Source organism: Hoeflea sp. EC-HK425 (assembly GCF_902498795.1).
Lineage (GTDB): Bacteria > Pseudomonadota > Alphaproteobacteria > Rhizobiales > Rhizobiaceae > Hoeflea > Hoeflea alexandrii.
This window is the reverse complement of record NZ_LR701572.1, coordinates 511,481-536,965: the sequence shown is the minus strand read 5'-3', so window position 1 is coordinate 536,965 and position 25,485 is coordinate 511,481. Positions and strand designations below refer to the sequence as shown.

General features: G+C 60.6%; 19 protein-coding genes. 9 read left to right on the top strand and 10 right to left on the bottom strand.

Annotated features, from left to right (window positions below; all coding sequences use genetic code 11):
* Nucleotides 1–20 precede the first annotated feature (20 nt).
* Entirely contained in the window at nucleotides 21–3,647 is a 3,627-nt protein-coding gene (locus SPHINGO391_RS05440) for a hydantoinase B/oxoprolinase family protein (RefSeq protein ID WP_152007875.1), read from the top strand.
* A gap of 33 nt (nucleotides 3,648–3,680) precedes the next feature.
* Here the strand turns inward: SPHINGO391_RS05440 and SPHINGO391_RS05435 are convergent, their stop codons facing one another.
* On the bottom strand, nucleotides 3,681–5,225 hold the full coding sequence (locus SPHINGO391_RS05435; protein ID WP_193217199.1) for an EAL domain-containing protein: 1,545 nt from the start codon (nucleotides 5,223–5,225) through the stop codon (nucleotides 3,681–3,683).
* Nucleotides 5,226–5,639: 414 nt separating this feature from the next.
* Here SPHINGO391_RS05435 and SPHINGO391_RS05430 point away from each other — a divergent pair, with 414 nt between their 5' ends.
* The 3 genes from SPHINGO391_RS05430 (at nucleotide 5,640) to SPHINGO391_RS05420 (ending at nucleotide 8,369) form a co-directional block, all read left to right on the top strand.
* Nucleotides 5,640–6,464 (top strand): GH25 family lysozyme, encoded by an 825-nt coding sequence (locus SPHINGO391_RS05430; RefSeq protein ID WP_152011438.1) that lies wholly within the window; start codon nucleotides 5,640–5,642, stop codon nucleotides 6,462–6,464.
* 60 nt (nucleotides 6,465–6,524) lie between these two features.
* Complete coding sequence (locus tag SPHINGO391_RS05425) at nucleotides 6,525–7,061, top strand: N-acetyltransferase (protein WP_152007873.1); 537 nt, start codon at nucleotides 6,525–6,527, stop codon at nucleotides 7,059–7,061.
* A 177-nt stretch (nucleotides 7,062–7,238) separates the two neighbouring features.
* Nucleotides 7,239–8,369, top strand: a complete 1,131-nt coding sequence (locus SPHINGO391_RS05420; protein WP_244615371.1) for a lytic murein transglycosylase — start codon at nucleotides 7,239–7,241, stop codon at nucleotides 8,367–8,369.
* Between the two features lie 4 nt (nucleotides 8,370–8,373).
* On the opposite strand, the gene SPHINGO391_RS05415 is transcribed toward SPHINGO391_RS05420, so the two are convergent.
* Entirely contained in the window at nucleotides 8,374–9,942 is a 1,569-nt protein-coding gene (locus SPHINGO391_RS05415) for a cation:proton antiporter (RefSeq protein WP_152007871.1), read from the bottom strand.
* 382 nt (nucleotides 9,943–10,324) lie between these two features.
* Between SPHINGO391_RS05415 and SPHINGO391_RS05410 the strand changes: the two genes are divergently transcribed.
* The 3 genes from SPHINGO391_RS05410 (at nucleotide 10,325) to SPHINGO391_RS05400 (ending at nucleotide 13,728) form a co-directional block, all read left to right on the top strand.
* Nucleotides 10,325–12,427: a methyl-accepting chemotaxis protein gene (locus SPHINGO391_RS05410; RefSeq protein ID WP_152007870.1), complete on the top strand. Its 2,103-nt coding sequence runs from the start codon at nucleotides 10,325–10,327 to the stop codon at nucleotides 12,425–12,427.
* 159 nt (nucleotides 12,428–12,586) lie between these two features.
* The gene (locus tag SPHINGO391_RS05405; protein WP_152007869.1) at nucleotides 12,587–13,090 is read left to right on the top strand and encodes an Rrf2 family transcriptional regulator; all 504 of its coding nucleotides are present in this window, start codon (nucleotides 12,587–12,589) and stop codon (nucleotides 13,088–13,090) included.
* Nucleotides 13,087–13,728, top strand: coding sequence for a hypothetical protein (locus SPHINGO391_RS05400; protein ID WP_152007868.1), 642 nt, complete (start codon nucleotides 13,087–13,089; stop codon nucleotides 13,726–13,728). Before SPHINGO391_RS05405 ends, SPHINGO391_RS05400 begins: the two co-directional genes overlap by 4 nt.
* Before the next feature lie 23 nt (nucleotides 13,729–13,751).
* Here SPHINGO391_RS05400 and SPHINGO391_RS05395 read toward each other — a convergent pair whose 3' ends face one another.
* From SPHINGO391_RS05395 to SPHINGO391_RS05380, 4 genes are all read right to left on the bottom strand, one after another.
* Complete coding sequence (locus SPHINGO391_RS05395) at nucleotides 13,752–13,997, bottom strand: hypothetical protein (RefSeq protein WP_152007867.1); 246 nt, start codon at nucleotides 13,995–13,997, stop codon at nucleotides 13,752–13,754.
* A gap of 108 nt (nucleotides 13,998–14,105) precedes the next feature.
* On the bottom strand, nucleotides 14,106–14,591 hold the full coding sequence (locus SPHINGO391_RS05390; protein WP_152007866.1) for a YetF domain-containing protein: 486 nt from the start codon (nucleotides 14,589–14,591) through the stop codon (nucleotides 14,106–14,108).
* A 209-nt stretch (nucleotides 14,592–14,800) separates the two neighbouring features.
* Complete coding sequence (locus SPHINGO391_RS05385) at nucleotides 14,801–15,862, bottom strand: hypothetical protein (RefSeq protein ID WP_152007865.1); 1,062 nt, start codon at nucleotides 15,860–15,862, stop codon at nucleotides 14,801–14,803.
* 799 nt (nucleotides 15,863–16,661) lie between these two features.
* The gene (locus tag SPHINGO391_RS05380) at nucleotides 16,662–17,879 is read right to left on the bottom strand and encodes an alanine racemase (protein WP_152007864.1); all 1,218 of its coding nucleotides are present in this window, start codon (nucleotides 17,877–17,879) and stop codon (nucleotides 16,662–16,664) included.
* 141 nt (nucleotides 17,880–18,020) lie between these two features.
* On the opposite strand from SPHINGO391_RS05380, the gene SPHINGO391_RS05375 reads away from it, so the two are divergent.
* Together SPHINGO391_RS05375 and SPHINGO391_RS05370 are read left to right on the top strand one after the other, a co-directional pair.
* Nucleotides 18,021–18,932 carry a DMT family transporter gene (locus SPHINGO391_RS05375; RefSeq protein ID WP_244615119.1) on the top strand — a complete coding sequence of 304 codons (912 nt, stop codon included), beginning with the start codon at nucleotides 18,021–18,023 and terminating at the stop codon, nucleotides 18,930–18,932.
* Between the two features lie 34 nt (nucleotides 18,933–18,966).
* Nucleotides 18,967–20,232 carry an amidase gene (locus SPHINGO391_RS05370; protein WP_244615118.1) on the top strand — a complete coding sequence of 422 codons (1,266 nt, stop codon included), beginning with the start codon at nucleotides 18,967–18,969 and terminating at the stop codon, nucleotides 20,230–20,232.
* A 596-nt stretch (nucleotides 20,233–20,828) separates the two neighbouring features.
* Here the strand turns inward: SPHINGO391_RS05370 and metF are convergent.
* The 4 genes from metF to SPHINGO391_RS05350 all read right to left on the bottom strand — a co-directional run bounded on the left by metF (nucleotide 20,829) and on the right by SPHINGO391_RS05350 (nucleotide 25,477).
* Nucleotides 20,829–21,743 (bottom strand): methylenetetrahydrofolate reductase [NAD(P)H], encoded by a 915-nt coding sequence (metF, locus tag SPHINGO391_RS05365; RefSeq protein WP_152007863.1) that lies wholly within the window; start codon nucleotides 21,741–21,743, stop codon nucleotides 20,829–20,831.
* Between the two features lies 1 nt (nucleotide 21,744).
* Nucleotides 21,745–22,758: a metalloregulator ArsR/SmtB family transcription factor gene (locus SPHINGO391_RS05360; RefSeq protein WP_152007862.1), complete on the bottom strand. Its 1,014-nt coding sequence runs from the start codon at nucleotides 22,756–22,758 to the stop codon at nucleotides 21,745–21,747.
* Between the two features lie 214 nt (nucleotides 22,759–22,972).
* Nucleotides 22,973–23,599, bottom strand: coding sequence for an MOSC domain-containing protein (locus tag SPHINGO391_RS05355; protein WP_152007861.1), 627 nt, complete (start codon nucleotides 23,597–23,599; stop codon nucleotides 22,973–22,975).
* A gap of 117 nt (nucleotides 23,600–23,716) precedes the next feature.
* Nucleotides 23,717–25,477 (bottom strand): iron ABC transporter permease, encoded by a 1,761-nt coding sequence (locus SPHINGO391_RS05350; protein WP_152007860.1) that lies wholly within the window; start codon nucleotides 25,475–25,477, stop codon nucleotides 23,717–23,719.
* Nucleotides 25,478–25,485: the final 8 nt, after the last annotated feature.

Below are 25,485 nucleotides of genomic sequence, written 5' to 3'. Positions count from 1 at the left end.
AACCTGCTGGAGGCATGATCATGACGGGCGTTTGGGATTTCTGGATCGATCGTGGCGGCACCTTCACCGATGTGGTCGGCCGCGTCCCCGATGGCACGCTGCACCAGCGCAAGCTCTTGTCGGAAAACCCAGAAGCCTATCCCGATGCCGCCATCCAGGGCATCCGCGATCTGCTTGGCGTCGATCAGGACAGCCCTATCCCCGCAGAACGCATCGGCCACGTCAAGATGGGCACCACGGTTGCGACCAATGCGCTGCTCGAGCGCAAGGGCGACCGCACCGCTCTGGTCATCACCAGGGGCTTCCGCGACGCGCTCCGCATCGCCTATCAGGCCCGGCCCGACATCTTCGCCAAGGAAATCATCCTGCCAGAGCAGCTCTATGAACGCGTCATCGAGGTCGATGAGCGCACCATGGCGGACGGCAAGGCGGTCCGCGGCGTCGACCTCGAAGCACTCGAGCCGGAACTCGCCAAGGCCCGCGCCGACGGCATCGATTCCGTCGCCGTGGTGCTGATGCATTCCTGGCAGAATTCCATCCACGAGATCATCGTCGAGGATGCCTGCAAGCGCGCGGGCTTTGCCCAGATCTCGGTCAGCCATCAGGTCTCGCCGCTGGCCAAGCTGGTCGGCCGTGGTGACACCACCGTGGTCGACGCCTACCTCTCACCAATTCTCAGACGCTATGTCGACCGCGTTGCGAGCGTTCTCGGCGCTACGCCCTCGGGCGAGCCCGGACCAACATTGCAATTCATGATGTCATCCGGCGGCTTGACCGCGGCAGACATGTTCCGCGGCAAGGACGCCATCCTGTCGGGCCCGGCCGGCGGCGTCGTCGGCATGGTCGAGACCGCGGCCCTTGCCGGTTTCGACAAGGTCATCGGCTTCGACATGGGCGGCACCTCCACAGATGTCGCCCACTATGATGGCGACTATGAGCGCGCCTTCGATACCGAGGTCGCCGGCGTGCGCATCCGCGCGCCGATGATGCGCATTCACACGGTGGCCGCCGGCGGCGGCTCGATCCTGCATTCGGGCGAAGGCCGCTTCCGCGCGGGCCCCGATTCCGCCGGCGCCAATCCCGGCCCCGCCTGTTACCGCCGCGGCGGCCCGCTCACCGTCACCGATGCCAATGTCATGCTTGGCAAGCTGCAACCCGACTTCTTCCCGGCCATCTTCGGTCCCGGCCAGGATCAGCCGCTCGATGTCGACGCCGTTCGCCGGGCGTTCGACACTCTGGCGAGCGACCAGCCCGGCAAGAGCGCCGAAGAAATAGCCGAAGGCTTCATCACCATCGCCGTCGAGAACATGGCCAACGCCATCAAGAAGATCTCCGTGCAGCGCGGTTATGACGTCACCCGATACCTGCTCAACTGTTTCGGCGGCGCCGGCGGCCAGCACGCCTGCCTTGTCGCCGACGCGCTGGGCATGGAATCGATCCTCATCCACCCCTTCTCGGGTCTGCTCTCGGCCTACGGCATCGGCCTCGCCAGCGTCTTCGCCAGCCGCCAGCAGGCATTGATCAAGCCACTGGAAGAAGACAGCCGCACCGATGTCAAACTGCTCGTCGATGTGCTGTGCAAGGGCGTGTTCGAGGAACTCAAGACCCAGGGCGTGCCCGACGATGCCATCAGCTGGCGGCCGATGCTGCAATTGCGCTATGACGGAACCGACACCACCATTCCCGTCGCCTTCTCGGATTTCGATTTCGCTGCTGCCCGCACCGAATTCGAGACCGCCCACAAGGCCCAGTTCGGCTTTGTCTACGAGAACAAGACGGTCATCATCGAGGCCATATCGGTTGAAGGCATCGATGACCGGGAAGACCACCGCATCGAGCCCGAACACGCGCTCGATCCGGCAGAGATATCGGACGGAGAAACCCGCCCGGTCTACGCCAATGGCAAATGGCACGACGCGCGCATTGTCCGCCGCGACCGGCTCAGCCCCGGCAACCGCCTCAAGGGCCCGGCGCTGATCATCGAGCCCAACCAGACAATTGTCCTGGAGCCGGGCTGGGAAGCAACCATCAATGCCCGCGATCACGTCTTGCTGACCCGCTATGAAAAGCTCGACCGGGCGCTGGCCATCGGCGCCGACAAGGCCGATCCGATCATGCTCGAGGTGTTCAACAACCTGTTCATGTCGATCGCCGAGCAGATGGGCGTGACGCTTCAGAACACCGCCTATTCGGTCAACATCAAGGAGCGGCTCGACTTCTCGTGCGCCGTCTTCGACCGCAACGGAGCCCTCGTCGCCAACGCGCCGCACATGCCGGTGCATCTGGGCTCGATGGACCGCTCGGTGGAAACCATCATCCGCTTGAACGAAGGCGACATCCATCCCGGCGACGTCTTTGCTTTGAACGCCCCCTACAATGGCGGCACCCACCTGCCCGACATCACCGTCGTCACTCCGGTGTTCTCCGATGACGGCAGCGAGATCCTGTTCTGGGCAGCCTCGCGCGGCCATCACGCCGATGTCGGCGGCACCGCCCCCGGTTCGATGACACCGCTCGCCACCACGGTCGACGAGGAAGGCGTGCTGATCGACAATTTCCGCATCGTCGAGCGCGGCAGGTTCCGCGAAAAGGAGCTGATAGAGCTTCTGACCGACCATCCCTACCCCGTCCGCAACGTCACCCAGAACGTCGCCGACCTGAAGGCCCAGATCGCCGCCAACGAAAAGGGCGTGGCGGATCTGAGAAAGATGGTCGCCGATTTCGGGCTCGACGTGGTCGAGGCTTACATGGGCCACGTCCAGGACAACGCGGCGGAAAGCGTCGCCCGCGTGATCGAGACCCTGTCCGATTGCGAATACGAGTATCCGACAGACACCGGCCAGGTGATCAGGGTGAAGATTTCGGTGGACCGTGACAAACGTGAGGCGACCGTCGATTTCACCGGCACCTCGGATGCGCTTGCGAACAATTTCAACGCCCCCGAACCGGTGGCCCGCGCCGCAGTGCTCTATTGCTTCCGGGTGATGGTCGAAAAACCGATCCCGATGAATGCCGGCTGCCTGCGCCCGATCCACATCGTCATTCCCGAGGGTTCTATGCTCAAACCGGCCTATCCGCGTGCAGTGGTGGCAGGCAATGTCGAGACCTCGCAGCACGTCACCAACGCCATCTTCGGGGCGCTGGGCGCTCTCGCCAACAGCCAGGGCACGATGAACAATCTCACCTTCGGCAACGCCAGGTACCAGTACTACGAGACCATCTGCTCGGGCTCGCCGGCAGGCTACGAGAACTCGGGCCGCGGCTTCCATGGCACCTCGGGCGTCCACACCCACATGACCAATTCGCGGCTGACCGATCCGGAAATCCTGGAAATGCGCTTTCCCGTTGAACTCGAGGATTTCCACATCCGAGACGATTCCGGCGGCAAGGGCCGCTTCAATGCCGGCAATGGCACGAAGCGAACCATCCGCTTCCTGGAAAAGATGGATCTCGCCATCCTGTCCTCGCACCGCAACCGCCCGCCGCTCGGCATCGATGGCGGTGGCGAAGGTGAAGTCGGCAAGACCGAGGTCCGCCGCCGCGATGGCAGCATCGAAACGCTGGAGGCCTGCGACCAGACCGTTCTGGAAGCCGGCGAAGCCGTCATCCTGACCACGCCCACAGCGGGCGGCGCCGGCAAGCCCTGATCGGACCGGGAAAGCCTGGCAAGCTCGCGCCTGTCAGGCAGACTTGAACAGGGCCGGCGCCTCGACAGGTGTCGGCTGCGCCGTCTCCCGGAAGGATGTGGAAAAGCGTGAGACCTGCAGGGCGCAGAGCCGGACACCGGCAAAGCTGCCCTGCACCTGTTCCGCACCGGCGTCACAGGCGCATTTGAGATCATCCTCGCTGTCCACACCGGTCAGGATCACCGCGGTTTCGACAGTGGAAGCGAGCTGCAGGAACAGGGTCAGCATCTGCACGACACGGGTCTTGCCGGCGAGCTTCCTGATCTTGCCAAGGTCAAGCCGCACCCGGTCCACCGGAAAATCGCGAACCATCGACAGTCCGGCAATGCTGGCGGCAAGTTCGCTGACCGATATCTTCACACCGTGGCCGCGCAGCTGCTCGAGGTTTGCCAGCACGATTGCGGCTTCGCGCCGTGCCGCGTTCGACTCCACATCCAGGACCAGCCGTCCCGGCTCGAAACCGGACTTTTCAAGCGCAGAGATCACGAAACCGGCAAAGCCCGGATCGCGCAACTGGACTGCCGCGACCGGTAAGGTCAGATCCGCCTTGTCGATCCATCCGCTTGCATCCTCAAAGGCGCGCTCGAGCATCCATTTGCCTAGCGGCAGGATCAGGCCGCTTGCCTCGGCAACAGGAAGGAACACCTCCTGCGCCAGATCGCCATCTTCGGGATGCGCCCAGCGCAGACGAACCGAGAACCCCGAAACCGAAAGGGTCGAGATCTTGACCACCGGCTGGTAATCAAGATGGAATGCGCCCGTTGCCAGGCCATGGCGCATGTTTGCTTCCATCTGCTGACGGCGCCGGTGGCTGCTCTCCATTTCATGGGTAAAGAAGCTGTGCTTCACGCCCGGCTTTTCCTTGGTGTGGTATAGCGCCAGGTCGGCCCGCTTGAGCAAATCGGAGAGGCTGCCGACCTGCTCGTCGGTGATGGCAAAACCGATACTGCCACCAGTGTCTATCTTCCCGGCCGGGCTTTCGACCGGACGGAACACAAAGGCCGACAGGCCGTCGCAGAAGCTGGAAATGGTCTTGATTCCCGGCGCGTTTTCCCACAACAGCACGAACTCGTCGCCACCCAGCCGATAGACGCGCTGTCCCGCCTGGCAATAGGCCTGCATCCGCTCTGCCAGCACCTTGAGGACCAGGTCACCGGCCGCATGGCCCATTGTGTCGTTGATGTATTTGAAGCGGTCGAGATCGAACAGCAAAAGGGCCGTGTGCTCGGCCTGCCCGCTCCTGCAGCGGAGGATCCGCCCGACATCTTCACCTAGCGCATGGCGGTTGCGCAACCCTGTCAGGCCATCGTGATAGGCCGCCTGACGCAGCTGCTCTGTCGCGGCCCGTTCGCTGCGGATCTGCCGCGCCAGCCGGTCATGGCGATAGCCCAGCCCGGCAACCAGCAGGACCATTCCCAGCGGCGCAGCAATGGCTGCCATTCCGAACGGACTTGTAAGAAAGACATACCCTGCATGCGCCATGCTGGCGCCGGCAAGAACTTCAGTTGCAATGGCCGCCAGTGGCGTCACAATTGCCATAACCAAACCAGCGATTGCATATCGCCTGAATGCGTTTGGTACATACGTATTCAGCATCATGCCAAAGACTCCTGTTCCGAAGTCCAGATGCCCCCTCATCGCTTAACAAAAAGTGACCACGCGGACGCCGTGGTAAACGACTGATTGATGGCATTTTTCAAAATTTAACGATTTGTCAGTAAACAGGGGAAGAGTTCAGGCGTGGCCAGGGTCCCGCAGGATGGCGCGGACCCGCAAGCATCCGCTAAACCACTGAAATAAAACACTGTTTCGCTGAAAGTCTCATTCATGCACTCCCGTAAGACAGTATTAACGCTATCGAAGCTTAGTTTCGCCTTGCGACAAATGCTGGGGCGCTCCCGGCCGGTACGCCAGGAGACAGCCGGCTGGCTGTCGTCCAGGTCTGTCGCCGCGCTGCTGCTGGTTGCCGCCACCAGCCTGGCCGGCTGCAGTTCGACAGGGCTTGAAGACAGCCTGCAGCCCATCGGCAACGCCAAGAAACAGACGGCGCAGTCGAACAGGCCGGACGTCAAGAAGCTCGATCCGCCCGGGAACGGCCGCTACGGCGACCGCAAGCCGGTCGATTTCGGCAAGTATCACCCCGACCGTTATCCCGTTCACGGCATCGACGTGTCCAAATGGCAGGGCGATATCGATTGGAACGAGGTCAAGCGCGCCGGCGTCGCCTTCGTCTTCATCAAGGCGACCGAAGGCGGCGACCACAATGACAGCCGCTTTCCGGAATACTGGCGCGGCGCCCGCGCCGCCGGCATCCCGCACGCGCCCTACCATTTCTACTATTTCTGCCGCCCGGCGCGCGAACAGGCCGAGTGGTTCATCGCCAACGTACCGCGGGAATCGGTACAGATGCCGCCCGTTCTCGATGTCGAGTGGAACCATGCTTCGAAGACCTGCACGACACGTCCGGATCCCGAAACCGTGCGCATCGAGATGAAGGTCTGGATGGACATGGTCGGCCGCCATTACGGCAAGCGCCCGATCATCTACACACCGGTCGATTTCCACCGCGAGAACCTCGACGGCCATTTCCAGAACTACCAGTTCTGGCTCAGATCCGTTGCCGCCCACCCGCAGGACATCTATCCCGACCACCCCTGGACCTTCTGGCAATACACCGGCACCGGCATTATGGACGGCATCAAGGGCGACACCGACATCAATGCCTTCGCCGGCAGCAAGAAGCAGTGGGAAGCCTGGCTGAGGAAATATGCGCGGTAGGCAGCGGTTTCGCCCCACGCCATTCCAGCCTAAGCTGTGAGTGGAACAGTGCAGAACCGGATGGAGGCGAAACTGCAAGATCTTGAGATTCGACCGAGCCGGTCCGATGACATGGCCTCCATCGAGAGGCTGTATCCCGCGGCCTTCCCGGAGGAGGACTTGCTGCCGCTGGTCCGGCAACTGCTCACGGAAGACCCCGGCATCCTCTCGCTGGTGGCTGAAGCCGGCGAAGCGACGGTCGGCCATATCCTGTTCACCCTGTGCGGGATTAGCGGAAGTGACGCCAAGGCCGCACTCCTGGCTCCGCTGGCCGTCGCGCCCGAATGGCAGCGAAAGGGCATCGGCTCAGCCCTGATCCGCGAAGGGCTGAGCCGGCTCAAGCGGGACGGCGTGGCCCGTGCCTATGTGCTCGGTGATCCCGCCTACTACGGGCGCAGCGGCTTCAGCCCGGAAACCGGCGTCGCCCCGCCCTATCCCCTGCCCGAGGAATACCGTGAAGCCTGGCAATCGCTCGGCCTGGGATCAGCCCCATTGCCGGATCACGGAACTCTCGGGCTCCCGGACGTCTGGATGCAACCGGCGCTGTGGGCTCCGTGAAGCCGATCCTCCGGCTCCAGCCGCTCGGCAAGACCCAAGACTTTGCGCATCCGAGGAATCACCTCATCATTGCCACAAATCGGGGGTCCATTCATCGCCCCATCAGGAGTTGACGCCGCCATGACACCCAAGCTTCCGATAGCCCTCCTTCTCGCAGGCCTTGCGGCCACCCCGGCCATGGCGCAGGCGCCCGCCTGCGGCGGCAATTTCGCCCAGTTCCTCGAAGGCGTGAAAGCCGAAGCGATGGCCAAGGGTGTCAGCGGTGAGGTTGCGACGCGCGCGCTGCGCAACGCCTCAATCGACAACAAGGTGCTGTCGCGCGACCGCGCGCAAGGCGTTTTCCGCCAGACCTTCCTCGAGTTTTCCAGGCGCTCGGTCAGTTCCAACCGCATGCAGGTCGGCGCAAAGAAGATGAAGCAATACGCCAACACCTTCGCCCGCGCGGAGGCCGAGTATGGAGTGCCGGCCGCCGTCATCACCGCCTTCTGGGGCCTGGAGACCGATTTCGGCGCGGTGCAGGGTGATTTCAACACCATGAATGCCTTGGCAACGCTGGCGCATGACTGCCGCCGGCCCGAGCTGTTCCGTCCGCAGCTGATCGCGGCCGTCGAGATGGTCGGCCATGGCGATCTCGATCCGAACGGCACCACCGGCGCCTGGGCCGGAGAGATCGGCCAGGTCCAGATGCTGCCAAGGGACATCATCGAATACGGCGTGGATGGCGACGGCGACGGCCACGTCAATCTGAAGACGTCTTCCGAAGACGCGATCATGACCGCCGCGAAATTCATCAGGTCGCTGGGCTGGCGCGCCGGTGAACCCTGGTTTGCCGAAGTCTCGGTGCCATCGGGCAACTTCCCCTACGAGAAGTCAGGGCTGAACGGCGGCATGACGCTCAACGACTGGACCGCGCTCGGCGTCAGCTTCCCCAACGGCCAGCCGACCTCGCAGAACCTGCCCGCCGACCTGCTGTTCCCGCAGGGCCGCAACGGCCCGGCCTTCCTGGCGTTTCCGAATTTCTCGATCTATCTCGAATGGAACCAGAGCTTCATCTACACCACCTCGGCGGCCTACTTCGCGACAAGGCTGGCCGGCGCCAAGCCCTATGACGCGGGCAATCCCGGCAACGGTCTGGACGATGCGTCGATGAAGCAATTGCAGCAGAAACTGGCCGCCCGCGGCCATGATGTCGGCAAGATCGACGGCATTCTCGGCGGCGGCACCCGCGCCGCGGTGCGCGCCGAGCAGCTGCGCCTCGGTCTTCCCGCCGATGGCTGGCCGGATCCGGCGCTGCTGGGCAAGCTCTGAAGCTCTAGGCGGTTCCCTTATCGGGCTTCTCTGCCACCGGCGGAGCACCATCACCCGAAGGCTCGGGCACAGTCTCCCTGTCCGAAGCCGGGGCGGCTGCAGCATCGTCGGCGCTTTCAGCCGCTGCACCGGCTGGTTCCACTGGCGGCACGGCACTGTCTATGGATTCCGCCTTGAGCGCCGATTTGCGCATCTTCCGCTGATAGAGCGCGAAGCGTGCCGCGCGGTAGCGGGCCCTGGCAGCCCACACCACGTTCTCGACGCCGTCGAGTTCGTCCTCATAGGCCTGTGCCAGCGCTTGCTTGTAGGAGCTCAGGCTTTCGCTCGCCAGGTCCTCGACACGCTCCATCAGATTGAACCAGATCGGCGACACCAGCAGCGAGATCGCCGTCACCGCGATCGCAAGCCGGTAGATGTCGGAGCCGAACGCGCCCGAAGCAAAGCCTGCAGCCGCCAGCACGAAGGAAAACTCCCCGATCTGCGCCATCGACAAGCCGGCCAGCAGCGCAGTCTTCGGATCCGATCCTGTGATCCGGAGCAGGAAGATGTTGAGCGCCGTCTTCAGCCCCACCACGAGAAGGGCCGCGGCAAGCACCAGAGAAATATTGGCGAGAATGAAGTCGAGGTCGATCAGCAGTCCGATCGAGAGAAAGAACACCACCAGCAGAATGCTCTGGATCGGCTCGATCACCGGGATGATGCGGCTTCTGAGCGTGGAGTTGCCGATGACGATGCCCGCCAGGAATGCGCCATAGACCGGCGACAGACCGGCGAGACCTGACAGCGCGGCCGCCGAAAAGCACAGCGCCAGCGATCCGATCGCCAGCAGATCGACATTGTTCTCGATCGCTTCGGCAAACGGCAGCTTGAGTTTCGGATGCCGTCCGAACCACCACAACAGCCCGGCAAGCAACGCCACCGCGACCACCACCTTGAAGGCGACATCGGCAAGGTCGAACTCGTCACCGCCCAGGCTTGAGACCAGGATCAGCATCGGCACGACCGCGAGATCCTGCGCAATCAGGACGCCGACCGCAATCCGGCCCGGCGCGGCGCGCAACTCGCCCATCTCGTCGAGCATCTTCATCGCCACCACCGTGCTCGACAGCGCGATGATGAAGCCCAGGATCAGCGTCTCCGACGGGCTGGCATCAAGCATGAAGGCCAGCAGCGCCGCCAGCGCCATGGAGGCCACCAGTTGCCCGCCGGCCACGATCACTGCCGGCTTGAGGCTGAGCACGAAGGCCTTGATCGACAGTTCCATACCGATGAAGAACAACAGCACCACCACGCCGAGTTCAGCCAGCAGCGACACGTTTTCAGATGTCGAGATCACGCCCATGCCGGTGGGGCCGAGCGCCAGGCCGGCCAGGATGAACCCTACCAGCGGCGGCTGCCTGAGCCGCATGAAGCCGAGCCCGAGAAGGGCCGCGATGGCGACGGCGATCGCGATCGCCACCATCGCATCGCCATGGTGCCCGCCCTGGCCGACAGCCTGCTCGACGACTTGCGCGACAGCCTGCTCGACCACGCCGCCAACCGCTTCCACCGCACCTGAAATCTGTTCTTCCATCAATCACTCCTTGCCGGCAAGCCTAGTGTGCTTTGCAGCAAAAAGGAAACGGCATTGATGCCGGAGACCGCGGATGTTCTGACGGCCGATAGGGGACTTGGACAATTCGCGGGCTTGATCTCTTGCTTTGCAATCATGGCTTTTGCAGTCCTCCATGACGCAGATCCCACCAAACTGCACCCCTATATTTCGAGCTCACCCGTTTACCGAACCGCAATGATTACAATTGATATTCATTTTAATATTTTAATATTTTAATTTGTGCATATTTTAGAGTTGCCTTCATTTCAGCGAATACAGCCTGCCCGTCACTGAACCGTGGACCGCAACAGCCACATGCCCTCGCCCGCAGCGGTATTTCTCCGCACCTAAGGATCCCGACATGATCAAGATGAACATCAGCAGCAAGTTCAACACACTGCTTTTTGGCGGCGCCCTCATTTCTGCCGTCGCTGTCGCCGGAACGGTGTTCACGCTGAGCGAGCGCTTTGTCTCCCAGGCAATGCAGGACAAGCTCACCAGCGTTGAGGGAGAGTTCAGGTCCGAACTTGCGAGTTCGCAGCGCGCGGCCACGATGCTGGCTCTGTTTGTCTCCGAACAGCAGACATCAAAGGATGCGATGGCAGCAGGCGACCGTGATACGCTGACACGCGAAAATCTCGGCGCATTCAGCGCTTTGAAAGACAAGTACGACGTTCGCCAGTTTCAGTTTCATCTTCCGCCCGCAACCTCCTTCCTGCGGGTTCACAAGCCCGAGAAGTTCGGCGACGACCTCTCCGGGTTCCGCAACACGGTGCTGGAGGTCAACAGCACCAAACAGACCCTGAACGGTCTTGAAGCCGGCGCTGCCGGCATCGGCATCCGCGGCCTGGCACCGATCTCGAAGGATGGCCAGCATCTTGGATCTGTGGAGTTCGGGCTCAGCCTTCACAGCGGTTTCGTCGAGAAATTCACGAAGAACAGCGGGCATCCTGCCGCCATCTTCGCCATCGGCGACAACGAACTCAGGCAGATCGGCAACACCTTCTCGGGTGACATCAGCCCCGACAAGGTTTTCGATCTTGCAGGCCTCGTCGACAAACGCGAGACATTCGAGACAATGCCCGGCACCGGCGAAGCGTTCGCAGCCGTCATTTTCCCGGTCAGGGATTTTTCCAACACCACCATCGGATTGGCGGTCGTGGCGGTGGATCGAACCAGCTACAACGCCATTGCAACGACCGGCCAGTGGGCAGCCGCGGCCGTTTTCCTGCTGATGATCCTGATTGCCGGCGCCATCTCGCTGATCAGCAAGCCGATGATCTACCGGCCGCTCTCCAGCATGACCGATTACATGGGACTGCTGGCCAAGGGCGATCTGAAGACAGAAGTTCCGTTCACCGGGCGCTCGGATGAACTTGGATCCATGGCCAAGGCCGTCGAAGTGTTCCGCACCTCGGCCCTGCGCAACATCGACCTCGAGAACGAAGCCGAGGAAACCCGCTTCGCTACCGAGGAAGAGCGCGCCGCCAACGAAGCTGAAAAGGCCCGCCAGGCGCAACAGCTTCAGGAAGCCGTCGCAGCCCTTGCCGAGGGTCTGGGGCAATTGTCCAAGGGCAATCTTGCCTTCCGGGTCACAAAGCCCTTCCCGGCATCTCTCGAAGCCGTTCGTCAGGATTTCAACACCTCGATCGAAAGCCTCGAGGCGGCCTTCACCTCCATCGCCGGAAGTTCTGCCAACATCGGCCAGGGCACAGCTGAGATCCGCAGCTCGACCGACAATCTGTCACGCCGGACCGAACAACAAGCCGCATCGCTTGAGCAGACCGCAGCCGCCCTCGACGAGATCACCTCGACCGTCCAGGCCGCCCACCAGCGCGCCACCGACATCGGCCGCATGGTCAGCGAGGCATCCAGTGTTGCCAGCGAATCCGAGACCATTGTTCAGGACACCGTGACCGCCATGAGCGAGATCGAAACCTCGTCAAGGCAGGTGACGCAGATCATCGGCGTGATCAACGAGATCGCCTTCCAGACCAACCTGCTTGCGCTCAATGCCGGCGTCGAGGCCGCCCGTGCCGGTGAAGCCGGCAAGGGCTTCGCCGTCGTGGCCCAGGAAGTGCGTGAACTGGCCCAGCGCTCGGCAAGTGCGGCCAAGGAGATCAACTCGCTCCTGGAAAAATCCGAGGCCCATGTGCAGTCCGGTGTGGTTCTCGTGACCCGCACCGGCGAGGCCCTGCAGAAGATCGGCGGCCATGTTCAATCGATCAACTCCAACGTCAAGGCAATGGTTACCTCTTCGCAGGAACAGTCTGTCGGCATTCAGGAAATCAACACCGCCGTCAACCAGATGGACCAGATGACCCAGCAGAACGCCGCCATGGTCGAGGAAACCACCGCCGCCGTTCACACCGTGTTCGAGGAAACCGAGACCCTCAACCAGGCCATCTCGCGTTTCCAGATCAGCGGCCAGGCAAGCCACCAGAGCCACGCCCGCGCCGCCTGACACCAACCAGCATGAATGCTGGAAGGACCACGTTCACCAGCCGGTGAGCGTGGTCCTTTTGCGTTTTGGCGAGCTCCGCCTCGACGGGCGCATCCTGAACCGGCCATCCGCGGCAAGTCTTCTTGACATCATAATAATGGACATAATATATCCATAATTATGAAACACTCTGAAGGCCTGGAATGGGCCATCCACTCCTGCGCCCTGATGGCCATGATGCCGCCGGGAACCCCGCTTCCCCGGCGTCTGCTGGCGGAGTTCTTCGAACTTCCAGAACCCTATCTCGCCAAGCAATTGCAGAAGCTCTCGCAGGCCGGCATCGTCGAGACCCGGCGCGGGCCGCGCGGTGGCTATGCCCTGGCGCACAAACCCGAAGACATCACGCTCCTGCAAATGGTCGAGGCCATTGATGGCCCGGACCGCCATTTCGTCTGCACCGAGATCCGCAGATGCGGCCCGACCGGTGTCGCCGGAAAGCACTACACCCGCCCCTGCGGCATAGCCCGGTCGATGTGGAAGGCCGAAGCCGCCTGGCGAAAGGAACTCGCAGCAACAAGCCTTGCCGATATTCAGCATCTCGGAATGGCGGAAACCCCGCCGGAACAAACCGCCAAGGCAATCGCCTGGTTTCAAGCCAATCTCTTGCAAGGCGAGACCGAATGACACCATTGCTTTTCCACCGCTGGAACTCGGCGTTCCTTGCACTGTTTATCATTCTGCACTTCGCAACCCATCTCACCGGCGTGGCCGGAATAGAGGCTTACAACACCGTGCAGAGCGCGCTGCGGCTCATCTACCGCAATCCTGTCGTCGAACCATTTCTGCTGCTCTCGGTTGTCCTGCAGATAGGAATTGGCCTGCTGCTTCTGATCCGCAAGACCCGCCGCGGATTGCGTGGGCGCTGGGCCTACGCGCAGGTGATTTCGGGATTCATAGTCCTGTTTTTCCTCGCCCAGCATTTATCCGCGATGGCTCTCGCCCGCTGGGTCGAGGGTCTCGACACCAACTTCTATTGGCCGGCATCGGTGATGAGCGGCGCGCCATTCATCTGGTATTTCCTGCCCTACTATTTTCTCGGAGTTGTGGCGCTGTTCGTCCATCTCGGTTGCGGCATCCGGCTGGCGCTGTTTCGCAGCAACCTCAGGCCTTACGCCACGGTTGGTTTCTGGGCGCTCAGCACGCTCGGACTGGCAATGGCCGTAACAATTAATCTGACATTGATGGGCGTCTTCTTCGAGATCGAACTGCCACCCGCCTGGCTCACCTATCTTCAGGGGTTTGTTGCGGGCTACACGCAATAAGCAGAAGACAAGGACCAAGGCCGCTACAACTTGTCGAACTCGTCCTTGTCGACCGGCATCAGCATCACCGCCGTCGCCATCACCGCGAAGCCGAAGGTCGAGCCGAACGAGACCAGCAGGATGAACACCGCCGCGATCCGGCTTGAGGAGCCAAGCACCAGGTCTCCGAAACCGTTGATGTTGAAATAGACCACGGCTGCAGCCACGAACCATCCGATCAACACCCCGAGAGCTGTATTGATGAGCACAAAACGGATGAGTTTGGGCATGCACGACCTCCAGGCCAGCCAGACGGCTGAGTATCGAAGACCATCCTACTGCAGAACCATCATTCGCACCGCGTGACACATGCGCGCTGTGCAATATCCCGGTTCATGTCAAAGAGAAACGGCCTTGAACACGTTCAAAGCCCCATCGGTCTCGAGCACCACCGAACAGGACGCGGGCATGTCGCCATGCCCGTTGGCATGCAGCGCAGCCGTGATCTCCTCCCGTGTCACCCGTTCGGCCCGCATCGCCTTGTCCTGGTAGACACCGCGGTGCACCAGAAGTTTCGGCTCGCTCTTGATCAGTTTCTCGAGCGGCTCCCAGCGCACCGAGAGCCAGGTCATCGCGAACTGCAGCGCGATGAGCAGCGCCAGTGCAACGACCCCTTCCAGCAGCGGAACCGACTTGGTGATGATGATCGACGACAGCATCGAGCCCAGGCAGATCGTGACGATGAAATCGAACGCGTTGAACTTGCTCAGCGTTCGCTTGCCGGATGTTCTCAACATCACGATCAGCGCTGCATAGGCAAGCACTCCGGTGATCAGGATACGTCCAATTCCGGCCCAGTCATCGAAAAAGATCGGATTGTCCATGGTGTCGCCCCTTAGCTCGATTGAAGCTATAGAAAGCGGTCATTAGGCGGATCGAGAGCCACGCAACAATCCACCCATGACAGCATCACTCAAACTGCGAGCAGCGGCCTTTGTTCCCTAAATTGCCGCTGCTGCTGAGAAAAAAACTCACCCTTAACCGGCCATAATCCCAAAGCCAACAAATCGATCCGATGGACCCGAGGAATCATCTACATCATTTCAAGCCGACTGATTCTGGTCGCCAAAGTTTGGCCGTCCCTCGCATTACTGATAACGTCACGAACTTCGTTATACTCAATAACATCTTCGTCAATTACAGAGTCTGCCATTAATCTTTTTGTCTTTGGATGCTTATTTTTATTTGGCTCATCTTCAATTTTCTTTATCATTACTCGCTCAGATAGCAATATATCTCCGTAATCATAAACGCCAGACAACATTCCGACAAAATATTTTCTATCTTTATCTATAGCCACCTCGCCATTAACGTGCCTTACTACATTGTTTATTAGTATTCTTGTATCAATAACTTCAATTCTACTATTTGCCTCAAAGAATTTTTTAACTATCTCAGATTCATAAGCATCGATTTCGTCTGGATTAATAACATTTTCAATATATTTATCGGCGCTCGGATCGCTATGGTTATGTAGCGCAAACGCCTGTATATAAAATCCACAAGGAAACGCATTAAATTTTATTTCATTTGCAGAGCTTATATTACTGTACTGAAAATATGTACCATTGCAATCAGACAAATTTCTATTCTCTACAACAATCAATTCCTTTAAAATACCAGGAAGCGTTGAATGTCTTCTATACATATAATAGGTCCCAACCATACAATTCATTATTGCACGAGATCTAATATCTGAAATTGCACTATTCGAAAGCGCATTCATAAATTCAATATTTCCATACCTGTTATTCCACTCAACTATTCCGCTCTTTGTGAGAGAAAGCAATATGTTTTTGTTAATGGTTCTGATCTTCAACAACTTAAATAAATCATATATGGAAAAATGATTTTCCATATTCAAAATATAACTAACATTAACATCATTATTATTTAATAAATCAACAAAAAACAATACAAACTTCTCTATTGTAGCGGAGTTTGGATTCGATAGGGACTTGTTTCGCGCAATAAGACCGCTCAAAGATTTTTCGGTACCAAGCCCTCTGTCAGACATCAACCTAATCATTTCGTCTTCATCAGAGATCCCTGCCGCAAACCTCAAAACTTGTACACGATCGTGAAAGTTCGCCATAATGCACCTCCATAAATTCTGAATATATTTTGAATATAATCATTAATGTGAATCTATTTCACCACAAAAATTTCGTCAGTACAAAATTTGTGAAACCGAGCTTCCCACATCTCAAAAAGTATACCTCGCCTTCATATCGCGTGGATTGCCTATTTCAACACATTTACATTGACCATGCCAGTATCGGTTCTTCCTTTGAAAAAGCTTCGAGGTGATCATGTCTAAAGCAAGCAAATATTACAGATCGTTTCTGCGCCTAGCTGCTGAGAGCCCCATGTCTATTGGAAGGCAGAAAGCTCACGAAATGCTGAGGGCCGTGGAGAAGGGCGCAGAGGAGAAGTGTTCAGCCCAAACACTTCAAAGGCTTATGCGATTGGTCACTTTGAATGGCAAATCACCCATGAGCGAGAGAATGAAAGCCGCTCTAAACTGCTGTCCAGAACTAGTCGGAGAACTGCTGTGCGAAATCTGGAACCCGAAAAGCGCCCCACCGGTCGAAAGCGTATATGAACGTATAAAAGATGCGCAATTCCGAATAGATCAGTTTATCTATCGAAGAAAAAACGAAATCGAAAATCTCTGAAATCGAAAGGCAATATAATGGCTGTAGAAATCACCATCATTGGCATCATTGCTTCCGGCATTATTACGATCTGGACCGTTTTTCGATTTGAGCAAATTGCTCGGCGTTTCGAAAGAATCTGCGAAACTATTAGTAGATTAAACAGCACCCAAGAGGACACAGGAGAGCGCATAGGGGACTAGACTTTGGGCGCTTGGTATTAGTGCGCACTCAGCCTCAATCCGCCATCGTTTCCAGGCTGGCAAAGCCATCAGCCCCCTCGCCGTCAAACGGTGTTGTCACCTCGACGAAATCGTCCGGATAGAACCCGTTGAACCGGGTTCTCAGCGACAGTGAGTAGGCGCCGATATGGCCGATCTCGATCCAGTCTCCGGTATCGACCGTTTCCGGCAGCCAGAACGGCCGTGACAGGATATCGACCGAATCGCAGGTCGCGCCGCACACCTTGAACGGCACCACATTCTCGGCATTGCCCTTGCGGATGCGCCGTGCCGGATCGGGAATGAAGCGCGCCGGCAGGGTGATCTTGCCGGTCCAGCTGTCCGAAAGCGAGGCCCAGATCCCGTCATTGATGTAGAGCCTGCGGCCCTTTCTCAACAGCACCCTTACCACCAGCGAAAACGCCCGCGCCACCACCACCCGGCCGGGCTCGGCCACCAGCGGCATGTCGTCAAAGGCCCATTCGGTGATGTTCGACCTGAGTTCGCCCATCAGCTCCTCAAGCGGTGGCATCGGCTTGGCCTTGCGGTTCGGATCATGGCCGTAAACAGCAGGGAAGCCGCCGCCGACATCAAGCCCGACCAGTGCCACGCCGGCGCGGTTGCGCACCCAGTCGGCGGACTTGAGCGCCAACTCGTAGGATTCGGCCTCCTCAACCTGGCTGCCTACGTGAAAGCAAAGCCCCACCTTGAAGCCGATCTTGTCGAGCCGTTGCACCAGTTCCACCGCATGGCCGGGTGCCGCGCCGAACTTCTTCGACAATTCGTACATCGCGTGGCCCTTGGTCTGCAGCCGCACGAAGATCGTGATCGAGCCCGGATCGAGATCCAGCGCCCGGACGATCCGGAGCACCTTGGCAATCTCGTCCTCATGGTCGAGCGACATCACCCTGATGCCATAGGTCTCGAGCGCCAGGCGGATGTCGGACTGCGCCTTGACCGGATGCATGTAGAGCATCTCTGCATCGGGTGAGGCCGCCCTCACCGCCTCGAACTCGCCGGGCGAGGCCACATCGAAGATCTTCACTCCGGCTTCGACCAGTGTCTTGAGCACCATCGGCTCGCCATTGGTCTTGACCGCATAGGCCGTCTCGCCCGGAAACAGCTTCATGAAATGGCGTGCATCCTGCTTGAGTACCTCCGGCCGGAAACAATAAAGCGGATGGTCCGGTCTGAGCGCCAGGGCTGCGTCGGTTCCGGTGGCGAATCGTTGCATTTGGTGTCTCCAGATTGGTTCGCGACACTATCAACAGGCCGGACGACCGGCAAATGACGGTTGTCGGGCCGGTCGCGGATTTCGGGTGGTGCACATCCCTGACCTGTGGCAAGCAGCGGCATCTGCAGCCAGGAAATTTCAATGTCCCAAACCGCCAATCGTTCCATGGATCTTGCCACATGGAGCCTGCTTCTCCTGCTCGGGTTCATCTGGGGCGGGTCGTTCTTCTTCGGCCGCGTTGCCGTGCAGCACGTTCCGCCCATGACCTTGGTGCTGGTCCGCGTCGCACTGGCCGCCCTCGCACTGCATCTGGCGTTTGCCCGCCTGCCCGGCTTCTACCAGACACTTGTGAGCCGATGGCGCGAACTGCTGGTGATGGGACTGATCAACAACGCGATTCCCTTCACCCTGATCTTTGTGGGCCAGACCGAGATCGGCTCGGGTCTCGCCTCGATCCTCAACGCCACCACGCCTTTGTGGGCGGTTCTCGTCGCGCAAGTGTTCACCACCGACGAGAAGATCACCGCCGCCAAGCTGATCGGCTGCGCACTGGGGCTTGCGGGCATGGTCATGCTCATCGGTCCGGCGGCGCTCGGCATTGCCGACAGTCCGCTCTGGGCCAAGCTCGCCGTGGTCGGTGCGGCGATCTCCTATGGCTTTGCCGCTTCCTTTGGCAAACGCTTCAAGGGAATTTCGCCACGCGTCACCGCCACCGGCCAGCTCACTGCCTCGACACTGATCATGCTGCCCTTGGCCTTTATCGTCGACCGGCCATGGACGCTGCCGGTGCCACCGGTAGATGTCATCGCGGCGATTCTTGCGCTGTCGCTGGTCTCCACCGCCTTCGCCTATGTCGTCTTCTTCCGAATCCTCAGCGTGGCAGGCGCCACCTCCGCCTCACTGGTCACGCTCCTTGTGCCTCCCGCCGCCATCCTGCTCGGCATCCTGTTTCTCGGGGAAACCCTTTCACTCACCGAAACACTCGGCCTCGGCCTGATTGCGCTCGGGCTCTTGTCACTGGACAACCGGCTCGGCATAAAACGGGGCGGATAGGCCGAACGGCCTTGTCCGGTTTGAGAGGGGCAGGATGGACACCAACAGCATGATGAGCCTTGCGGCACTGGTCAGGGCGCGCGACGCGGGCAAGGCGAGCCCTGAACTGATGCTGGCGCTCTGCCGTGATGCCATCGCCCGCAAGGATGGTCGTATCCGCGCCTTTGCCCATGTCGCGGAGACAGCACCTGCCCAGACCGCCGGCCCGCTCGCCGGGATAGCCATCGGCGTCAAGGACATTCTCGACAGCTTCGACCAGCCGACCGCCTACGGATCGCAGGTCTATGAAGGTTACCAGCCCCGCGTCGACGCCGCGATTGTCGATCTCGCCCGCAGGAAGGGCGCCACCATCATCGGCAAGACCGCAACCACCGAGTTCGCCTTCTTCAGCCCCGCCGCCACCGTCAACCCGCACAATCCCACCCACACGCCGGGCGGTTCCTCTTCCGGCTCCGCCGCGGCGGTCGCCGCAGGCATGATTCCCGCCGCCATCGGCACCCAGACCGGCGGTTCCGTGGTCCGTCCCGCGGCTTTTTGCGGCATCGCCGGCTACAAGCCGAGCTACCGCCTGCTGCCCGCCACCGGAATGAAGCACTTCGCCCCGTCGCTCGATACCGTCGGCCTGTTTGCGGCCGGCGTCGTGGATGTCGCACTCTTCGCAGCCCTTCTCACCGGCCGCGATCTTGTGCCCGGAGACGGTGAAGCGCCTCTCGATCCGGCGACGATTCGCGTCGGGCTTTACCGCTGCTCCCAGCTGGAAAGCGCTGATCCCGCCATGCGCGATGCGCTCAGCAAGGCCGCGGATCTGGCGGCTAGTGCCGGTTTCGATGTCGGCGAGATCGGCGAACCCGAAGCCATGGCCCGCGCACGCGAGGCGCATGCCACCATCCAGAACCATGAGGCCGGCCTCAGTTGCGGCTCCGACCTGGCTCGTTTCAGAGACCGGTTGAGCGGTATCCTGACCAGCACCATCGAGGACGGCCAGGCGATCACGCCTTCGCAATACGACGAAGCACGAAGGCTGGCCAAGCGCGGCCGCGGCGCAACCCGGGGGCTGTTCGGTGAGGTCGACATCCTGCTTACGCCGTCCGCCCCCGGCGCGGCACCGCGCGGGCTGGAGACCACCGGAGATCCGCGCTTCAACAAGCTCTGGACCCTGATGGGCTCGCCGACCATCAACATTCCGGGCTTCAGGGATCAGGCCGGAATGCCGCTCGGCATCCAGGCCGTGGCGCGGTTCGGCCAGGACAGGACCTTGCTCTCCGTTGCCGCCATGCTCGAAAAATCGTTCCGGACCTAGCGAAGTTCCAGGGCAAGTGGAAACCGGTTTCGCGCCCGGAATTCCATGATACAACATGCGAGGGCATTTTCGGTGATTCCGTTGTCACCGCAAATGCTCCGGCCCCTTGATGACGGCTGTCCCTGTCAGACCATTGCCGTTGCGCGGGCGCAAGCCGTTTACAAGTGCGGCGGAAATGCGGCAGGCCGAATTCGGTTGCCGATTGAGAAATCACCCTCATAGGCAGTATTTTACAGTTTCTTAACAGTTTATTAAATTGCTAATATTCAAATTTTTTCAATAAGATGGAATGCGGTCAATACTCGGAATTTTCAATCTTAGCTGCAGTGCAGCAACGAATTTCCTTTCCTCGGCCCCAAACCCGTGCCTATCATTTGCCGGTAAACGCGATGGAGGACCACCATGGGATTTACGCAGTCGCTCAATGCCCTTGTGATCTGTGCAGCGTTCATATTCGTTGGAGCAATGCTCTTCATCTGATCATGAAAAGCATTGAATAAAATCAGAAATTCAATGACGGGAGCGTTTCGGCGCTCCCGTTTTCTTTGAGTATCAGGCAGCCGCTGACCTGCAGCACAGCCCATCCGATCGGTTGATCAGGCGGCAGCGCCAACGGAGCCGGCATCGTCGCCGCGCAGCCCCAGCATGTGGCAGATTGCATAAACAAGCTGGGCGCGGTTCATCGTGTAGAAGTGAAAATCGTCGATGCCGCGCTCGACCAGGTCGTTGACCTGCTCGGCGGCGATCGCCGCTGCCACCAGCGCCCGGGTTTCCGGGTCCTTTTCGAGGCCGTCGAACCGCCGTGCCAGCCAGTCCGGCACTGATGCGCCGCACAGCTTGGAAAACCGCGCCACCTGCCCGAAATTGTGGATCGGCAGGATGCCGGGCACGATCGGGATGTAGATCCCTGCCCGCCGCACCCGCTCGACGTAGCGCTCGTAGATGTCATTGTCGAAGAAGAACTGGGTGATCGCCCGCGTCGCGCCAGCGTCAACCTTGCGCTTGAGCATGTCGATATCGGTGGCGAAATCCGGGCTTTCGGGATGCCGTTCGGGATAGGCCGAGACCGAGATCTCGAAATCGGCAATGGCGCGCAGTCCCGCCACCAGCTCCGCGCCATTGGCGTAGCCCTCCGGATGCGGCTCGTATGCGGCACCAACGCCCTCCGGCGGATCGCCCCTCAGCGCCACGAAATGATTGACGCCCACAGCCTGGAATTCACGTGCCACGGCATCGACCGTCGCCTTGTCCGATCCGACGCAGGTCAGGTGGGCGGCGGCGGCGAGCTCGGTCTCGTCGCAGATCCGGGTGATCGTGTTCAGCGTCGGCTGCTTGGTCGAGCCGCCCGCACCATAGGTCACCGACACGAAATCCGGCTGGAATGGCGCAAGCCGCGAGATGCTTTCCCACAGCTGGCTCTCCATGTCGCCGTTTTTGGGCGGGAAGAACTCGAAGGACACCTTGATGCGTTCGGAAAGAGCTTCTGCGCTGGAGCGGAAGGAGCTGGTCATGTCAGGCAATTCCTGTGCTGGAAGAAGGTGTATCGGCGGCAATCAGCAGGCGCGGGTCGCGGGCCAGCCAGATGGTCACCGTCAGCGCTCGGGTGGCGCCGGAATCGGGCGGAAGGTCGACGATCTTCTCGACCGTCAGCCCCGCCTGCTCAAGCCATTCGGCAACCTGGCCCTGGCTGAAGCCGAGCCGGGCATGGGCATGGTCGCTGCGCAGCTCCTCGTGGTCATGGGCCGCGAAGTCGACCAGCACGATCCTACCTCCGGGCCGGAGCATGCGGGCGGCCTCGGTGATCGCCGGCAGCGGATCATGCAGGAAGTGCAACACCTGGTGGATGGTCACCACGTCAAAGCTCTCGCGTTCGAGCGGCAGGTTCAGGATATCGCCCTGCCGGACCGAGGCATGAGTGATGCCCGCATCATCGAGCTGGGCGCGGGCGATCGCCAGCATGCTGCGGCTTGAATCGATGCCGATGGCCCGGCGGTAGCGATCGGCCAGCAGCTCAAGCATTCGCCCGGTGCCGGTTCCCAGATCCAGCAGTCCGTCAAACGGAGTGCGTCCGATCAGCTTGAGAATTTCAGCTTCGACCTTTTCGTCGGCCACGTGCAGGCTTCGCAGATCGTTCCAGCTTTCGGCATTGGCAGAGAAATAGGCTTCCGCCCGGCTCGCCCGCGCCTGCTTGACGCTTGCCAGACGTTCGGAATCGCGCGCCAGGTGCGCATCGGAAGACGACGTGGCATCGAGAGCCTTCTGCATCAGCTTGGCGCGCACGCCGTCGCGCGTCAGCCGGAAATAGGCCCAGGCACCTTCCTGGTAGCGCTCGACAAGCCCGGCTTCACCGAGCAATTTGAGATGCCTCGATATCCGCGGTTGCGACTGGCCCAGCACTTCGGTCATTTCGCTGACCGTCAGGTCGCCATGGCTCAACAGCGCAATCAGGCGCAACCGGGTGGGCTCGCCCGCGGCCTTGAGAACTTCGACGCATTCCTCGAGAGTGAGAGGAGAAAGTGACAACATCCGGCAACCTCGAAAATGATATAAAGATATGTTTATGTCATTTTCGAGTTGTTGGCAAGCGCAATGTCGCACAGATCATACAATCTGTCGCAATTCTCCGGGAACTCGGGCACTGGCAGGATCATCGCGGGATCAGCCAAGTCAGGCAGGTCAGGCTCCCAAACGCCTTGCCGCCATCAAGCGAAAGACCTGCGGCAACACCGGAAACAAGTCTTCACGCGCCAGGATAGACCCACTGTTCCCAGATCCGTGCGGTAACCGCCTCGCCGGCAGAAATGACGCCCGGTTTCTCCACCCAGGCCACCACCCCGCGGCGGCGTTTGGCAGCACTGACGAAACTCAGCGCCAGCCTGGTCTCATCCATATCCGGAAAATTCCGGGCAATCTGGGCCCCGGCAATCCGGCATGGCGCGTTGTCGCCATCGATCCTGAGCGTCACCCCGCCTTCGAAAAACAGCTGCGTGCGCGGCGGCAGCATCGACAGAAGCGGAATGCCCTCGATCACCAGATTGGCCCCGATCCAGCCGGGCTCGATCCGCTCGATTCCCATATCCCTTGCGGCCAGCGCCAGTTCGTCCGCTGTCACGATTGAAAGCTGACGCTCGTTGCGGATTTCGGTGCCGCGCGGATACCATGGTTCGCGTCCACCCGATTTGCGGGTGGGCCCGGCATGGTAATCCCCCTCCACGCCGTCAAACCCGATTGCCAGGGAAGCAACGGCCTCGGTCGGAAAATCCCCGCCCAGCGCTGCCAGCAGCAGCGGTGCTGTACCCTTGATCCGGCGCGCCGGGCGTATGTCCGGCAGAACCGGCGCTGCGTCGGGAAACATCGGCAGGGTCATTTTATGCTCCAGGCTGGTAGGTCGATCCACCTTGAGGCTTACCCGTTCCCCCGCTGATGAACCAATCAAAAATCATGAACCGGGAAGACAGAGCCGGGTGAATGGCCGGAATCCACTCTACCCGCGCCGTTCCCTGTCCGGCCCGGCGAGCGCCTGCCAGGGCAGCGCATTGGGGGGCAACCGGCGCGCCAGCATCTGCATGGCCAGCATCAGCACGAGCACCAGCAGCGTTGCCGTCACCGCAACGGCGGCTGCTTCCGCCCCGAGCCCCGAATCCTCAAGGCTCAACAGCGCCACGCCCAGCGTCTCGGTTCCCGCCGACCACAGCAGCGCCGACACCGTCAATTCGTTGAACGCCAGAAGAAACACCATCAGCATACCGGCGAACACCGCCGGAAACACCAGCGGCAGCACAATGTGGCGAAGCCTCTGGCCAAGCCGCGCGCCGTCGCAAACCGCTGCCTCCTGCACCGCATCATCAAGCGTCGCCATCGCCGCCATCACCGGTTTCAGCGCGATGGCGAAGAACCGCGCATGATAGGCAAACAGGATGATCCACGGCGTGGCGTAGATCGAAACCCCGATCAGCGGCAGCGGCTTGATGAACAAAAGGATACAGGCAATCGCCAGCACGATGCCGGGCACCGCATAGGGCAGCTCGATGAGCGCGAAGGCAAACGCCTTGACCTTGGGTTTGGCCCGGTCAAGCACATGGGCCGAGACCAGTGTGATCACCGCCAGGCTGAGCGCCGCCCCGCCGGCCAGCAGCATGGAATTGCGGAACGCCCGGACGGTCAGATCCTGGCGGAACAGCACTTCCACATACTGCGCCAGCGTGAGGCTGCTGGGAGACAGCCGCACGCCATAGGCTGGCACCAGCGAGGTCGCCAGCAGCGAGGCCAGCGGCAACAGAACCGTCAGCGCGATGAACCCCCAGACCCCGGCCTCCACCGCAGGGCGCCAGCGTCCCAGTTCCCAGAACGGTTCGATGCGGTGATCGGTCTCGAGCCGGCTCGCCGACCGGGCCAGCAGCAGGCTGGCGGCGATGACGCCGGTGCCGGCAATCAGCGCAATCAACACCGAGATCGCGGCGGCGTCACCGATCGTGGCGGGTCCGAAACTCGCAAGCTTGCGAAACAGCAGCGTCGGCAGCGTGACATAACCCACCGGCAACCCGAGCAGCGCCGGAATTCCGAAATTGCCCGTGCCGGCGACGAAGGCCAGGAGCGCCGCCGAAAGCAGGAACGGCCGCAGCAATGGCAGCATGATGCGGTTGACCACCTGCCACGGGCTGGCGCCGTCAAGCCTTGCCGCCTCGATCAGCGGCCTGGGGATCGAAGCCAGGCCCGAGGCCAGCGTAATGGCAACCAGCGGCGCATGGTGCAGCCCCATCACCAGAATGATGCCGAATTCGCCGAGCATCGGGTTCGGCGTTCCCGGCGCGGGCGCGATGCCGACGAGCTTGAGCAGCGGCGACGCCGGTCCGGCCAGCGTCTTGAACGCCAGCGCCGAAATCTGCGGCGCAATCATCAGCGACATCACCATGATGAATGCAAGCGCGGTGCGCGCGCGAAGCGTGGTGACCGACAGGATCAGCGCAAACACGACACCAATCAGCAGCGCCAGGCCTCCCGACCCGAAGGCCACCACAAGCGTGTTGCGGGTTGCACGCCAAACGTCCGGGGCATCGAGCACCTGCCAGAAGGCGCCGAAACCTCCCTCGAATGCCGCCACGATCAGGCGCCCTACGGGAATGAGGGAGAAAACCAGGATGAACAGGGCAAGCGCCAGCGTCGGGCCCCGGCCCTCCCGCTGCCGCCAGCCGTTGGAAGGTCCGCGCCACGAGAAGCGCGGACCGGCAATGGATTGAACCGTCAACGGTCCGC

Coding starts and splice junctions, on each gene's coding strand:
- SPHINGO391_RS05385 (WP_152007865.1), bottom strand. CDS start 15,862: ATGGCGAACTTTCACGATCGTGTACAAGTTTTGAGGTTTGCGGCAGGG.
- SPHINGO391_RS05370 (WP_244615118.1), top strand. CDS start 18,967: ATGGACACCAACAGCATGATGAGCCTTGCGGCACTGGTCAGGGCGCGC.
- SPHINGO391_RS05415 (WP_152007871.1), bottom strand. CDS start 9,942: ATGGAAGAACAGATTTCAGGTGCGGTGGAAGCGGTTGGCGGCGTGGTC.
- SPHINGO391_RS05400 (WP_152007868.1), top strand. CDS start 13,087: ATGACACCATTGCTTTTCCACCGCTGGAACTCGGCGTTCCTTGCACTG.
- SPHINGO391_RS05425 (WP_152007873.1), top strand. CDS start 6,525: ATGGAGGCGAAACTGCAAGATCTTGAGATTCGACCGAGCCGGTCCGAT.
- SPHINGO391_RS05360 (WP_152007862.1), bottom strand. CDS start 22,758: ATGTTGTCACTTTCTCCTCTCACTCTCGAGGAATGCGTCGAAGTTCTC.
- SPHINGO391_RS05405 (WP_152007869.1), top strand. CDS start 12,587: ATGAAACACTCTGAAGGCCTGGAATGGGCCATCCACTCCTGCGCCCTG.
- SPHINGO391_RS05380 (WP_152007864.1), bottom strand. CDS start 17,879: ATGCAACGATTCGCCACCGGAACCGACGCAGCCCTGGCGCTCAGACCG.
- SPHINGO391_RS05410 (WP_152007870.1), top strand. CDS start 10,325: ATGATCAAGATGAACATCAGCAGCAAGTTCAACACACTGCTTTTTGGC.
- SPHINGO391_RS05395 (WP_152007867.1), bottom strand. CDS start 13,997: ATGCCCAAACTCATCCGTTTTGTGCTCATCAATACAGCTCTCGGGGTG.
- metF (WP_152007863.1), bottom strand. CDS start 21,743: ATGACCAGCTCCTTCCGCTCCAGCGCAGAAGCTCTTTCCGAACGCATC.
- SPHINGO391_RS05375 (WP_244615119.1), top strand. CDS start 18,021: ATGTCCCAAACCGCCAATCGTTCCATGGATCTTGCCACATGGAGCCTG.
- SPHINGO391_RS05390 (WP_152007866.1), bottom strand. CDS start 14,591: ATGGACAATCCGATCTTTTTCGATGACTGGGCCGGAATTGGACGTATC.
- SPHINGO391_RS05355 (WP_152007861.1), bottom strand. CDS start 23,599: ATGACCCTGCCGATGTTTCCCGACGCAGCGCCGGTTCTGCCGGACATA.
- SPHINGO391_RS05440 (WP_152007875.1), top strand. CDS start 21: ATGACGGGCGTTTGGGATTTCTGGATCGATCGTGGCGGCACCTTCACC.
- SPHINGO391_RS05420 (WP_244615371.1), top strand. CDS start 7,239: ATGGCGCAGGCGCCCGCCTGCGGCGGCAATTTCGCCCAGTTCCTCGAA.
- SPHINGO391_RS05435 (WP_193217199.1), bottom strand. CDS start 5,225: ATGGCAATTGTGACGCCACTGGCGGCCATTGCAACTGAAGTTCTTGCC.